General features: G+C 48.5%; 12 protein-coding genes. 8 read left to right on the top strand and 4 right to left on the bottom strand.

The window, feature by feature from the left end; all coding sequences use genetic code 11:
* Nucleotides 1–12 precede the first annotated feature (12 nt).
* From ndk to DX130_RS06750, 5 genes are all read left to right on the top strand, one after another.
* On the top strand, nucleotides 13–414 hold the full coding sequence (gene ndk, locus DX130_RS06730; protein WP_116043819.1) for a nucleoside-diphosphate kinase: 402 nt from the start codon (nucleotides 13–15) through the stop codon (nucleotides 412–414).
* Between the two features lie 67 nt (nucleotides 415–481).
* Complete coding sequence (locus DX130_RS06735; RefSeq protein WP_116043821.1) at nucleotides 482–673, top strand: hypothetical protein; 192 nt, start codon at nucleotides 482–484, stop codon at nucleotides 671–673.
* A 200-nt stretch (nucleotides 674–873) separates the two neighbouring features.
* Entirely contained in the window at nucleotides 874–2,844 is a 1,971-nt protein-coding gene (locus DX130_RS06740; protein WP_116043822.1) for a serine hydrolase domain-containing protein, read from the top strand.
* A gap of 18 nt (nucleotides 2,845–2,862) precedes the next feature.
* Complete coding sequence (locus DX130_RS06745; RefSeq protein ID WP_116043824.1) at nucleotides 2,863–3,537, top strand: response regulator transcription factor; 675 nt, start codon at nucleotides 2,863–2,865, stop codon at nucleotides 3,535–3,537.
* Nucleotides 3,534–4,904 carry a HAMP domain-containing sensor histidine kinase gene (locus tag DX130_RS06750; protein ID WP_116043825.1) on the top strand — a complete coding sequence of 457 codons (1,371 nt, stop codon included), beginning with the start codon at nucleotides 3,534–3,536 and terminating at the stop codon, nucleotides 4,902–4,904. The genes DX130_RS06745 and DX130_RS06750 overlap by 4 nt, the downstream gene beginning before the upstream one ends.
* 197 nt (nucleotides 4,905–5,101) lie before the next feature.
* Here the strand turns inward: DX130_RS06750 and DX130_RS06755 are convergent, their stop codons facing one another.
* Nucleotides 5,102–5,341: an indolepyruvate ferredoxin oxidoreductase subunit alpha gene (locus DX130_RS06755; protein WP_116043827.1), complete on the bottom strand. Its 240-nt coding sequence runs from the start codon at nucleotides 5,339–5,341 to the stop codon at nucleotides 5,102–5,104.
* Between the two features lie 192 nt (nucleotides 5,342–5,533).
* Here DX130_RS06755 and DX130_RS06760 point away from each other — a divergent pair, with 192 nt between their 5' ends.
* Both DX130_RS06760 and DX130_RS06765 read left to right on the top strand, forming a co-directional pair.
* Nucleotides 5,534–5,887, top strand: coding sequence for a HesB/IscA family protein (locus DX130_RS06760; RefSeq protein WP_116043829.1), 354 nt, complete (start codon nucleotides 5,534–5,536; stop codon nucleotides 5,885–5,887).
* Between the two features lie 31 nt (nucleotides 5,888–5,918).
* Complete coding sequence (locus DX130_RS06765) at nucleotides 5,919–6,920, top strand: NAD(P)/FAD-dependent oxidoreductase (protein ID WP_116043830.1); 1,002 nt, start codon at nucleotides 5,919–5,921, stop codon at nucleotides 6,918–6,920.
* Between the two features lie 245 nt (nucleotides 6,921–7,165).
* Here DX130_RS06765 and trhO read toward each other — a convergent pair whose 3' ends face one another.
* Together trhO and DX130_RS06775 are read right to left on the bottom strand one after the other, a co-directional pair.
* Nucleotides 7,166–8,071, bottom strand: a complete 906-nt coding sequence (gene trhO, locus DX130_RS06770; protein WP_116043832.1) for an oxygen-dependent tRNA uridine(34) hydroxylase TrhO — start codon at nucleotides 8,069–8,071, stop codon at nucleotides 7,166–7,168.
* 103 nt (nucleotides 8,072–8,174) lie between these two features.
* A complete protein-coding gene (locus DX130_RS06775; protein ID WP_116043833.1) occupies nucleotides 8,175–8,837 on the bottom strand; it encodes a helix-turn-helix transcriptional regulator in 663 nt (220 codons plus the stop codon).
* A gap of 344 nt (nucleotides 8,838–9,181) precedes the next feature.
* Here DX130_RS06775 and DX130_RS06780 point away from each other — a divergent pair, with 344 nt between their 5' ends.
* A complete protein-coding gene (locus DX130_RS06780) occupies nucleotides 9,182–11,563 on the top strand; it encodes a polyprenyl synthetase family protein (protein WP_116043835.1) in 2,382 nt (793 codons plus the stop codon).
* Nucleotides 11,564–11,634: 71 nt separating this feature from the next.
* Here the strand turns inward: DX130_RS06780 and DX130_RS06785 are convergent, their stop codons facing one another.
* The gene (locus DX130_RS06785) at nucleotides 11,635–13,755 is read right to left on the bottom strand and encodes a heavy metal translocating P-type ATPase (protein WP_116043837.1); all 2,121 of its coding nucleotides are present in this window, start codon (nucleotides 13,753–13,755) and stop codon (nucleotides 11,635–11,637) included.
* Between the last annotated feature and the right edge of the window lie 116 nt (nucleotides 13,756–13,871).

Consider the following 13,871-nt stretch of genomic DNA (forward strand, 5'->3'; position numbering starts at 1 on the left):
GAGGAGAAGTCGATGAGCGAAAAAGCATTTGTGATGATCAAACCAGACGGCGTAGAACGTGGACTAATTGGTGACATCGTCCATCGATTTGAGAAAAAAGGACTGAAGCTCGTAAGAGCCGAGCTGAAGTTTATCGATAGAGAAATTGCAGAGACGCATTATGGACATCTTCGGCACAAGGCGTTTTTCGAAGAACTGGTGGAGTATATTACATCCGGGCCTGTATTCGCCATGATTGTGGAAGGGACCAAAGCTGTACAGAATTCGCGCTCCATTATCGGTCCGACCAACCCGGCGGAAGCCCCGCCCGGCACAATTAGAGGCGACTTTGGTCTCGATGTTGCCGCCAATGTCATACACGGCTCTGACTCGGTAGACAATGCCAGCAGAGAGATCGACTTGTTCTTCAAATAAGGACACTTGAGGATAGGTTTACACCGCCCTTGAGCAAGAGGAGTCAAATAGCGGGAGGTTATGCGATATGACAACAAATATAAAGGTTAACGTTGTGACGGAAAATATGATCAAATACTGCTACACCTGTCCGGAAGCGCATAAGTGCGACACGGAAGAGAAATGCATCACTTGTTGGGAAGAGAAGGGCATTATGAAGAAAGAAGACGTGGAAGAGACGGTAACGACCGAGAAGCTGTTGAAGCTCTACGCAGAGTAATGGCAAGTCGGCACCGTTGACTGGCACCATAGCATAGTGGAATGTTGAGAAGGGCACAATCCTAAAGTCGTCAGACTGCTAGGAACGGTGTCCTTTTTGTTGTTCCGCTCCCTGTTCATTCTCCATTCATATTACTATGATAAGCTCGCTTCAGAGAGTCGGAGCTCCGTATCACACTATTGAATGCTGGAGGGTTAATGATGTCTACATCTAAGAGTAAGTTGTTTTTAAAACGTTTTGTTCTCATGCTATTGATTGTGTTGGCAGGGACCAATATAGGTGGTTTGCCTACGACGGTGTCAGCGGAGACATCTACGTCTATAAAGCCAGTCGACGAGGCGGCAGGCAGCTCCCCCAATCTGGACGATGCCGCTGAACTGGAGACTTTTATTGATAGCATAATAAATGCTCAGCTGGAAGATATGAAAATTCCAGGCGCCGTTATCTCCATCGTAAAGGATGGGAAGAATCTGCTTGCGAAAGGGTATGGCTTCTCCAATGTGGAGGAAAAAACGCCAGTCGACCCGGAGACAAGTCTATTTCGGATCGCCTCCACAACAAAGCTGTTCACCTGGACTGCTGTCATGCAATTGGTCGAGCAAGGGAAGATCGATCTCGATGCGGACATCAACACCTATTTGAAAGAAGTGAAAATACCGGCAACCTATAAAGCGCCAATTACGATGAGACATCTGATGACTCATACGGCGGGCTTCGAGGATGGAGGTGTCGGCTACCAAATAACGACAGATCAGTCGAAGCTGCCTGTATCGATCGCAGAGACACTTGCCAAACATATGCCTGCACGCGTCAAGCCGCCAGGTGAGATGATAGCCTACTCCAATTATGGCACGGCGCTTGCGGGATTAATTGTTGAAGATATTAGCGGCATGGCTTATAACGACTATATTCAGAGTAATATTTTCGATAGACTGGGTATGAAATTTGCTACTGTTCAAGAGCCAGTTCCGGCGGAATTAGCTCCCTATGCAGCCATTGGATATGCGTACGAGAATGGCGGGTTTGTAACCAAGCCGCTTACATTCGAAGGCGGATTCCGTCCGGCAGGATCGGGGTCAGTCTCGGCGATGGATATGTCGCGCTTTATGATTGCCCATCTGCAAGACGGACGTTATGAGCATACACAGCTTCTTGAGCCGGAGACAGCTAAACTTATGCATGCGCCGGCCTTTAAGTTCGACGAACGGCTGCCCGGCATGAATCTCGGCTTCTACGAGCTAAGAATGAACGGTCAACACATCATCTCGCATGGCGGCGCCGACCCGTTGTTCAACACGGAGCTGTATCTTGTACCCGATCAAGGAATCGGCATTTTTGTATCATACAGCGGAGGTGAAGGGGGATCGGCTGCCTATGCATTGGCGCACGAATTTTTCGATCGTTATTTTCCCGTCCAGGAAAGCGATTTTCCTCCAGTAGCGACTGAGTTTGAACAAGATTTGGAGAAGTACGCGGGTTCTTATCAGTTCCTGCGCCGTAATCACTCCGATATCGATAAGTTTTACAGCTTTTTGGCACAGATCAGCATTGGAGTGTCCGGTAATCGCTTAGTAATTGGCAGTGGAGACGAGCAACAGAGCTATGCTCCGATAGGACCGAATTTATTTCAAGCCGTCGGGGGCACAACTCAAATTGGATTTCGTACGGATGAATCAGGGAAGGTAACCCATTTTCTAATGGATTTTCTTTCATCAGAACCGCTTGAGCGTACACCTCTTATAAACCGTACGAGTTTGTGGTTGCCATTGCTAGCGGTTTCGGCTATTGTATGTATCACCATCCTGCTAGTATTTCCGTTCCGAATTCGCAAAATTCGTACGATGCCGAAGCCGCAACGATGGGCTGAGCGATTGTCGGTTGCTACCGCAGCATGGGCGCTAATGACTGGCGTTGCTACTTTTATTATTGTATTGAATATGGATCTGGTTGACCGGCTTAGCCGAATTACAACTTCCTTACATCTTTACTTGTTGATGCCGATTCTGCTCGTCATAATGGCAGCGGCAATGGTGGCGGCAAGCGTATGGGTATGGAAGAATAAATATTGGAGCGCAGTGAAGCGAGTACATTACACACTGGCGGCACTTGCAGCCGTAGCATTCAGCTTGTTCTTCTATCATTGGAACCTGCTGGGCTGGCACTTCGGGTAATTGGAGGCATGAAGGGGAATGACCAAAATTCTGATTGCGGATGATGATGCGCATATTCGCGAGTTGCTTGCCCTGTTTTTAAATGCGGAAGGGTTCCAAATTGTGGAGGCGAAGGACGGTGCAGAAGCACTGGACATCGTGGAGAACACCCATGTCGATATGGTCATTCTTGATATTATGATGCCGCATATCAATGGCTGGGACCTGTGCAAGGAGATCCGCAGTTTTGATGCCAATATTCCGCTCTTGATGGTTACAGCCAAAGGTGAGAGCGCTCAGAAGGTAAAGGGCTTCCAGCTTGGGACGGATGATTATGTGACGAAGCCGTTTGATCCGCTGGAGCTGGTGATGAGAGTGAAGGCTCTGTTGAAGCGCTACAGAATCGAATCCTCTCAGACCGTTCAGCTTGGTGACCTGCTGCTCGATCGTAGGAGCTATCAAGTGATGCGAGGCGATGAGAGAATCAGTCTTCCGCTGAAGGAATTCGAATTGCTGTTCAAGCTGGCCAATCAACCGGGGCAAATCTTCACCCGCGAGCAATTGATCGCTCATATTTGGGGAAAAGATTATGAAGGCGATGATCGAACGGTCGATGTGCATATTAAGAGGCTGAGAGAGAAATTTTCCGGAGAGACCGACTCCTTCCAGATTGAGACCGCTCGCAGTCTGGGATATCGGTTAGTGGTCACATGATTAAAACCTTGTACGTTCGAATTATGGCTACGTTTCTGGCGGTTATTTTGTTCAGCTTGTTATCTTCATTTCTGATCGGCTATTATTTCTTCAAGCAAGAGATTAATTCGACCGGCCAGAATGACATGTTTGCGGTCGGAGAGGAAATGAAGGTTCTCTACGACCAAACCAAGCCTGATCATCTGGATTCGTTCATTCAGCGGATGGTGAATATATCTGCTTATCCCATTCAGTTGTACAGCGAGACGGGAGAAGTGAAGTATTATAGCATTCCGGATACAAAACATGTCAAGGTCAAACCCGAAGCGATACGTGATGTACTGCTAGGGAATGAGTATCGATCCCCAAGTAATGGTGACCCGACTTACATCGGACTTCCATTCACGATAGATGGTCAGCCGCATGCGATGTTTATGCAGTTTTCTTCGCAGAATGAAGATGTACTGAATCGGATGATGTTGCTCATCTTGCTGATCGGCCTGATCATTGGCAGTGTTTGTGTCGTTCTGGCCGCCAGATATTTGGTGAAACAGCTGCAAGCGTTGACGCATGCGACCAAACGACTGGCAAAAGGCGATTTCGATGTCACCGTCAAACCCACTGGCGAAGATGAGATAGGGGCATTGACCCATCATTTTAATGAGATGGCGAAGGAGCTTAAGCAATTGGAGCAAATGAGGCAAGACTTTGTCTCGAATGTGTCTCATGAGATACAGACACCATTGACCTCCATTAGCGGCTTTGCAAAGGCGTTGAAACATGGCAGTCTGGTAGCTGAGGATAAGCGGAGCCATTATCTCGATATTATTATTGCCGAGAGCGGCAGATTGTCCAAGCTTAGCGACAATTTGCTCAAGCTGGCGTCGCTGGATTCAGAGCATCATCCATTCGAAGCGACCCGTTATCATCTGGATGAACAAATACGTGAGGTTGTGGTGACTTGCGAGCCGCAATGGAGGGCCAAAAACATCATAATCGACCTGGATTGGGAGGGCGCCGTCCCCATCATAGCTGATCGTGATCAGCTCAATCAGGTTTGGATGAATGTGCTCGGCAATAGTATCAAGTTTACGCCTGATGGCGGCCATATTGTTATCACACTATCCTTTTCGGATGATGAAGTTCAGTTGACCATTACCGATTCTGGAATCGGCATTGCCCCGGAGCAGCTTGATAAAGTATTCGAGCGATTCTACAAATCGGATCAATCACGTAATCGCAGTATTGGCGGAAGCGGTCTGGGACTGGCTATTGCGAAGAAGATTGTGACGCTCCACCATGGTCGCATCGCTGTGATGAGCGAAGAAGGCAAAGGAACGACGGTGACGGTACAATTGCCCCGGAGACAAGATCCCTATCGAAGCTGAACGGAATAGCTTTATTGAACAGGAATAAATACATCGTTTACCAGCTTCCAGGCGGTCATCGTTCCATTCGGAACATCCGCCTGGAAGACGTTGGTTTTCTTATAGTTTGTATAACAGAAGACGGAGCAGGACTGGTCCAGGGAGCATCCAATGATCCCGGGTCAGTCCTGTTGCTGCTTATGAATAAGTCATCGCATCTACGCGTTTTGGAAAAAACGAATGGCCTTCTCTATGTAATGCGACTCTCCGAGTGGAACATCGTATTCCTCGAAAACAGCTCCAACAGGACAAGCCGCCTCGCATGCACCACAGGAGATACACAGATCGGGATCAATAAAGTATTGATCGTCGCCTTCGACAATGCAGTCTACCGGGCATACGTCCACACAATCAGCCGCTTTTTCCGGAATACAGGGAGAAGTAATGACAAATGCCATGCTCGATTCCTCCTTCGTTGGTAAGGGAAGTGACACCTTAATCTTAAACACGAATGTCAACTTAGTCAATATTATCGTTTAAAAAGTTTATTTATTGACTCGACGAGAAATTACGATTATGATCAACCTAGTTAGTTTTTATATAAAGGCATATAAAAAGTGTGGAGTCTATATGAAATGAGGTTGAAATGCATGATAGAGATAAGTGAAAATGCATCGGAGCAGATCCTTGAGATGCTGCACAGTTTGGAGCTTGAGCACATGTATCTTCGTGTTGGCGTTGTCGATGGAGGCTGCAGCGGCCTGTCCTATGATCTGCGCTTTGACGATCAACAGACGGCGGAGGATATTTCCGTGTCTATGAATGGCTTTCAAGTGTTAGTAGAGTCGGGGAGCGTTCCGTTTCTAGAAGGTCTGAAAATCGACTATCAAAGGCAGGGAATGACCGGGGGGTTCACGATGGACAATCCCAATGTGAAAGCCAGCTGCGGCTGCGGGGCAAGCTTCCGTACTGCGACATACAGAGGTACAGCCAAGAAGTGCTAACATCATCGTATTAAAGGGGAATGCAATCGTTATGATCACAGAAAACCAACATGATATCGTAGATATGTTAATTATCGGGGGAGGACCAGCGGGGATGTTCGCCGCTTTCTATGCGGGCATGCGGCAATCCAGTATGAAGATTATTGACAGCATGCCGCAATTGGGCGGTCAATTGGCTGCTTTATATCCAGAGAAGAACATCTATGATGTTGCAGGATTTCCCGCGGTCACAGCCGGGGAACTGGTATCTCGCTTGGAGCAGCAGTTAAGCCTGTTCCCAGTACAGGTGCACCTGGAAGAAAAGGTGCAGCAGGTCGTGAAGGAAGAGGAACGACTATTCAGAGTCGTTACAGATAAAGACGTTCATTACGGGCGCGCTGTCATCATTGCAGGCGGTGTAGGGGCATTCGAGCCGAGACAGCTGGAGCTGCCTGAGGCAAAAGCCTATGCTGGGAAAGGGCTGCATTATTTTATAAAGGACCTGCAAGCCTTCTCAGGGCAAGATGTTGTCATTTGCGGCGGCGGAGATTCCGCAGTCGACTGGTCGCTTATGTTGGAGCCAATCGCGAAGAGCGTTACGCTCATTCATCGCAGAGATAAATTCAGAGCTCACGAGCATAGTGTAGAGCAGCTCATGAAGTCCGGTGTGAGGGTGATGACTTCGATGGATGTGAAGGCATTATCTGGTGATGAGCGCCTGGAAGGGATGACAGCTGCAAGCAGACGGACTGGCGAGGAAGTAACTCTTCCTTGCGACTCGCTTATTGTGAATTATGGATTTGTCTCATCGCTTGGCCCCATTGCGGAATGGGGGATCGAGGTTCAGCAAGGCTCGATTCGAGTCGATACCCGAATGGAGACAAGCATCCCGGGCATCTTCGCCGCAGGAGACATTACGACTTATCCCGGCAAGCTGAAGCTGATTGCAGTGGGATTCGGTGAAGCGCCGACGGCTGTCAACAATGCTAAGGTCTATATTGATCCGCAGGCTCGATTGTCTCCCGGGCATAGCAGTCATATGAAGTTGAAATAGCCGCTGCAGAACAGCGTTCTATCTGGAGAAAATGCTTTTTATTCTTTCCATCGCTGTTGTCCTTAAATTTTCTCAACTAGCAGTCATAGGTTGCCTTTCAAACACCTTTGAAAGACAGAAGAGGCGGTGCAGGGGTTTTCGCCCCGGCACCGCCTCTTCTTAGTTATCATCCTTTATTGACCAGGCAAGCTGACGGTCAACTATATGAGTATACTCATACTGTTAAGAACGCTCTTTTACTGTTGTTACTGAGCTTGCTTCCGAAGATTGTCGTTTGTCTTGCAGTCGTCGGAGCAATAGCTTTCGTGCGTCTCCAGACAATCCTCGCAAACCAGATGTTGACGATGGCACAGATCATCTTCGCAGTTAATGTAGCGATCGGTCGGGCTGTCGCAATGATGGCATTTGCCGACAATGATGTCCTCATCCGTCTGATTAATTCGGACAGAGATGCGTTCATCGAATACATACATTTTGCCATCGAAAAGACGTCCCTGTACGACCGAATCTTTGCCGTAAGTAGCAATGCCGCCGTCAAGCTGAGCGACATCGCTGAAGCCTTCATTCATCAATACGCCAGTAAGCTTCTCGCAACGGATGCCGCCTGTGCAGTAGGTAAGGATGGTTTTGTCCTTGGCATCCGGCAGGTTGTTGCGAATCCATTCCGGAAACTCACGGAAGGATTCCACTGTAGGACGAATGGCTCCGCGGAAGTGGCCAAGATCGTATTCATAATCATTTCTTCCGTCGATAATGACGACATCATCACGCTGGAGTTGCTCATAGAATTGCTCAGGCGATAGGCGTTTGCCGCTAATGACGTTCGGATCGAGTGGGGTAGGGTAACGAAGGGTAACCAGTTCCTTCTTGGGACGAACGAATAGTTTCTTGAAGGCATGCTGGTCGGTTTCGTCGATTTTGAATACCACATCCGAGAAGAGGGGATTGCTGCGCATATGGGCGATATACGCATCCGTCTGCTCGATAGTGCCGGATAATGTGCCGTTAATGCCTTCTTCAGCAATCAGGATGCGTCCTTTGACGTCAAGCGCCTTGCAATAAGCGAGATGCTCCGCTGCGAATGCTTCATAATCCGCGATCGTTACATATTTGTAATACAATAAAATACGGTAAGGTTGCTTTGTTTCCATGTTCGGTACACTCCTCATAAGTTGACGCTTACTCTATCCGCTTGGAATCTATATAATCAACATAATGAATACTATTGTATATAAAGTAGAAGCGCAGATGCCGTTAATTAGAATCTACAGCATGGTGGTCGGAAGATGACTTCTTCCGAATGCGGTAGACGCATTTTTTGCCTTGTTTGGCCAGACATTCCGTACGTTTCACATCGGCTCCCAGAAGAGATTCGAATAGTCGAAGCTCGCAGGTGCAAGCGTGATTGTAGTTGTTGGCCACTTGATAGATAGGGCAATTATACTCTGTTAGCTCATAGACATCATCGGAAGTTTTTTCCCAAGTCGCCATGTAGCCGTTATTGCTTTGAATTTGAGCCAGCGCTGCCACTTTGCTCTCCAGGTCCTTGCCGTCCATGTTGGACAGATATCGCTTCTGCAACGATACTTGCCTTAGATCAAACAAGTGATTAACCATCTCTTCCCCGGCTTCTTCCTTCAGCTCGGACAACAAATCCAGAGCAACCGCATGATAGCGCTTCGGGAAAAAATCCTCGGCTTTCTCCGTCAAGCGGTAGACGGATACCGGGCGACCCATCGGCTGGCGAACGGTCGTATATTCAATCAGCTCTTCCTTCTCCAGTACGGCAAGATGTCTGCGAACAGCCATACCAGTAATGCCAAGCTGCTCCGTAATATCTTTGGTGCTTAATTCACTTTGAGTTTTTAGCATTTTCATGATCAATTCTCGTGTGGATAATTCAAGCTCCTCTTTCATCCGTGCTTCACCTCCCGTATAAGAATGGGCTACAACATAAAAAAGAGTAGGGAGATTGCAATAGAGTCCTTAGACTTTATCCACGTGAACCTACATCATCTATATTATATATAAAATATGAAGCTATGTATACTAATCAGCCGAACAAGCGCCCAATACCCTTTCATTCCCACTGATATCTTCGTAACCCAAATGACTCCTTCGCGTATATAGTGGTGAGTATCATCCGATGCGGATTGGCTAAGACAGAAAGAGCCCAGTCATCCGTCTATGGAGCGACCTCATCTGTTCGAATGGAACAAGTTGATTTTATTATCATGATAGAAGTTGAGGGAACCCACTGTATGAATGAGACGATGATGGATGATGCTGATACATGGTATCGGCGGGCGGAACAGAAAGCCGCTCACTATTTGGCCGACTTACAGGAACAAGTGACCGACAAATCGTATGGGACTGTTCTTACTGATGATATTCGCCATTGGAAAAAAAATCCGATTCACCAATCCGTGCTGTCGTTCATGGCACGAAGCGCACGCAAGCCGGACTCCCGCCACTATGATCGCTATATTCAGTGGCTGAAGTATACGGGCAAGCTGGACGATTATTTGGATCGAAGCGTCTCCTATATCTATATGAGAGATCTGGGCCAAGCGCTGGACACTCCGAAGACGCAACAGAAGATACAGCGAGTAGTTAATGACATTAAGGAAAAGATTATACAGTCTCCCAAGCAAGGAGAGTCGGGAGAACAGGATGAGTTGAGCCTTGCAAGTTTGTATCGCTGGGCTCAGAAGGAAGGCGTGGAGGATGCGGCGATATGGGTCATGAGCAAGCTGAATATGGTATCCTCCAGATTGCCAGAGGAGCTGGACGGGGATCATGCCTTGCGCAAGCTGATCAAGATCATCGTCGGAGTCGTCCTGCATGTAGCGGATGATCTGGATGAGGAGACGGATCCCGCTGAGCGTTCCAGAAGGCTGGATGAAGCGATCAGACTTGGCTACTCCTATGGACTGACTTATCCGTTTATCGATGATTTGCTGGATTGCGGTCTTCTGGATGAGCAGGAGAAGGAGCAGTATTCGGAGATGATTCGTACTTCGCTGCTACAAGGGACGGTGCCTGAGCAATGTGATTGGTCCGGTTCCAGTCAGGAGCTGGTTCGATATGTTCATGGGGAGCTTCGCGAAGCATTTAACTATATTAAACATTATCAGAAGCCCGAACGATTGCAGACGTTTTTTGAGCAGTCCTACGTATTTTTTCATGCTCAGGACATAGATAGGCGAAAAGTGTTAACGAACCCTGCGTATACGAATGAAGAGCTTTATTTGCCCATCATTCTGAAATCCTCCTCATCACGCTTAATCGTTCGAACGGTATTGAGCGCTCCTGAGGATGAAGGTTTCGAGCAGCATACTTTCTATTACGGTATTTATAATCAGTTGGCGGATGATTTTGCAGACGTGTTCGACGATATGCGAGACGGTGCAGTAACGCCTTATACGTATTATCTCCACTATCGCGAGCAGCGTCCGGATTTGATCAATCCCTTTGAGTTGTATTGGAGCGTTATTGCTCACTTGATTCATAAGGTCTATCATGGCGACAGCAAGACGAGGGACGTTATGCTGGATCGGGCGATTAATGGGTTGAAGCGTTGCAAGGAACGAATCGGCTTGGAAAAGTATAGCGAATTAATGGATATTCTGGCATCCGGCCATCCCGAATTTAATCGCCTTATGGGGCAAATGGTACAAAGGGCGGATGACGTTGACTTCTATGATAAGCTGCTGCGAGACCGGCTGATTGAGGTCTTGAAGCGCAATCGCGAGGAGAAAGCCGCTTTCCACACTACGTTCGCATCCGTGAGAAAGGAGATCAACCAACATCTTCTCATTACCGCTGACACGGATTTACCGCCAATGAAGACGTCTTTGATAGATGCTGCGAATTATAGTCTTCAGGGCGACGGCAAGCGGTTGCGCCCCGTATTGGCTTGGGTAATAGGCGTGCAAGTGTACGGGCTGGCGCCGTCCTCATTTATGCCGCTTATACGCTCGCTTGAATATATGCATACGGCCTCCTTAATCTTTGATGATCTTCCGTCTCAGGATAACGCGTCGGTGCGCCGAGGGAAGCCGACCTTGCATCAGCTGCACGACAGTGCAACAGCAGAACTGACAGGACTTTATCTGATTCAAAAGGCGATACAGGAGCAAGCTTCGCTCATGGACTTCGATCCGAAGACGGTTTTGACTCTGATGAGATACTCTTCCCAGAAAGCGGGGGAGATGAGTATAGGCCAAGCGATGGATCTGCAGTTCAAGGGAATGGCCTTGACGCTGGAACAGCTGCGGGCAGTTTCTTATTACAAGACGGGTATCGCCTTCGAAGCTTGTCTGGTCATGCCGGCAATTCTGGCTCAAGAGAGTGACGGGGAGATGGAGAGACTCAAGGATTTTGCTTATCATGCCGGCATTGCTTTCCAGATCAAAGATGATTTATTGGATGCGGAGAGCGATACGTTGACGCTTGGCAAACCTGCCGGCCAGGATTCAGACAACAATATCTCTTCTTTTGTCGCCATCCTTGGACTGGATGCCGCCAGAAGAGAGATGTGGGAGCATTATTGCCAGGCAGCAGATGCGCTTAGCGGGATGGGGCGACCCAGCGGATTTCTGAAGCAGCTTCTGCACTACATGGTGAGCCGGAATCACTAGGGACAGACTTGTGGTTAGACAAAAGAACCTTCAGCAACCTCAGCGGTTGTTGAAGGTTCTTTGCGGTGCAGCTAGCCCTTGCGAAGCGATTTCCTGTCGATCAAGATCGTCAAGCTGACCAAAGTGACGAAGATAGTGGCGCCCATGTCAGATAGAATGGCGATCCATAACGTCAGCCAGCCCGGAATCGTTAAGAGCAAAGCAATGACCTTTAAGCCCAGCGAAACGATAATGTTGAACTTGATTATCCGATTTACGCGCTTAGCGACCGATACCGCTTCCGGCAGCTTGCCCAAGTGATCCTGCATCAGGACGATATCGGCAGTCTCAATCGCGCTGTCCGTGCCTTTGCCCATCGCTATGCCTAACTGCGCGGATGCAAGTGCAGGGGCATCATTAATGCCGTCTCCGATCATGGCAACTGTGCCTTGAGCAGACAGCTCCTTCACCCGAGTGACCTTATCCTCCGGAAGCAGTCCTCCGTAATAGTCGGACACGCCGACTGCTGCTGCGACCTTCTCCGCTGTCTTGGCATGGTCGCCCGTCAGCATGACCGTATGCTTAATGCCAAGCCGATGAAGCGAGGCAATAACGGCGCGGCTTTCTTCCCGAATCTCATCGGCGATGCCGAACAAGCCAAGCACCTGCTGGTCGTCTGCGACAAGCACGAGCGTCAAGCCGTCTTCCTTCATCCGGTTAATTCGGTCTTGAACGGATTCTGGTATGGATAGATGACCAATCGTTTTTTCATTACCCAGCCAATAAGTCTGCCCGTCCATACGAGCCTGTATGCCACTGCCGGTTAACGTTTTAATATCGTCCGCCACTGGAATGGCAATCCCCTTGCTATTCACTTCCTTCATGATAGCTTTCGCTAACGGGTGGGAAGAGGAACTCTCAATAGCGCCGGCAACGGAGAAGAAGCGATTCTCATCGTAGACCTCCATCTGAGCGACATGCGGCTCGCCTTTGGTCAGCGTTCCGGTCTTGTCGAAGGCCAGCGTATCGATCTTGCCAAGCTGTTCCAAGAAGACGCCGCCTTTCACGAGTATGCCATTGCGGGCAGTACGCGTAATGCCGGAAACAATCGCAATCGGCGAGGAGAGAATAAGGGCGCAAGGACATCCGACAATGAGAACGGACAGCCCTTGATATAGCCAAGTCATCCAATCTCCCTGGAATAGAAGGGGAGGAACAACCATAACTAGCAGCGCGATAAGCATGATTAGCGGCGTATAATACTTCGCGAATTTATTGATGAACAGCTCGGTTGGCGTTTTAGTCTCTTGCGCTTCCTGTACGAGATGCAGAATTTTGGCAAGCGAGGAATCCTTGTACGCCTTCTCGATTCGCACGATGAGCAATCCTTCATTATTAATGCTGCCGCCGTACACAAGCTCGCCGGCTTCTTTCTCCACAGGCAGAGACTCGCCTGTAATGGCGGCTTCGTTGACTGAGCTTCTTCCGTCGGATACGATTCCGTCGGAGGGAATTTTCTCACCGGGTTTAATTTTCACCAGATCGCCGACTTGCAAAGTAGAGATGGGGACGATGCGTTCCTGTCCTTGCTCCAGCTTTATGGCTTCTTTTGGCGCTACTTGCAGCAAGGTTTCCATGGATCTTCTGGCCTTCTCCATCCCATAGCCCTCAAGCAGCTCGTTAAGGCCGAACAAGATGGCGACCAAAGTCGCTTCCTTCCATTCCCCAATAGCAATCGCTCCTACGAGCGCAATCGTCATTAGCGTATCGATATTGAATTTGAGCTTGAACAAATTTTTCAAGCCCCGGATGAAGGTTGTATATCCGCTTATGACCGTAGCCATTAGAAAAAGAAGGATAATGGCTTGCTGATCCAGCATGCCTTCCAGCAGCAAGGCCGCTGCGTAGAGGACACCGGAGGTGACCAGAAGCTTAAGCATCTTCGAGTTGCCGCCCCCATGGCTATGGTCATGATCGCTATCGCCATGGTCATGCTCGTGATTATGGTGATCATCTGCCTGCTTCGCAATATAGGCGCCGTCTGATTTCAAGATCCGGTTAATCGCGGTCATGGATACATCGGGATGCACGGTTAACTTACCAGAATTATAGCTGAGCTTAGCTTCTTCGCCATGATCCAATTGTTTGATCTCGTCTTCAATACGCTGTGCGCATCCGGCACAGGACAATCCTTTGATCCGATATTCATTCATGAAGAACCCTTCTTTCAGAAACAATATATGAATACTTGTTCATATAATATGTTATTCCATTACATAAGTCAAACCTAATTTACCCATTTTGAAGAGAAGCAATCAGGTTCAGCGAT

The organism is Paenibacillus paeoniae (assembly GCF_003388735.1).
Lineage (GTDB): Bacteria > Bacillota > Bacilli > Paenibacillales > Paenibacillaceae > Pristimantibacillus > Pristimantibacillus paeoniae.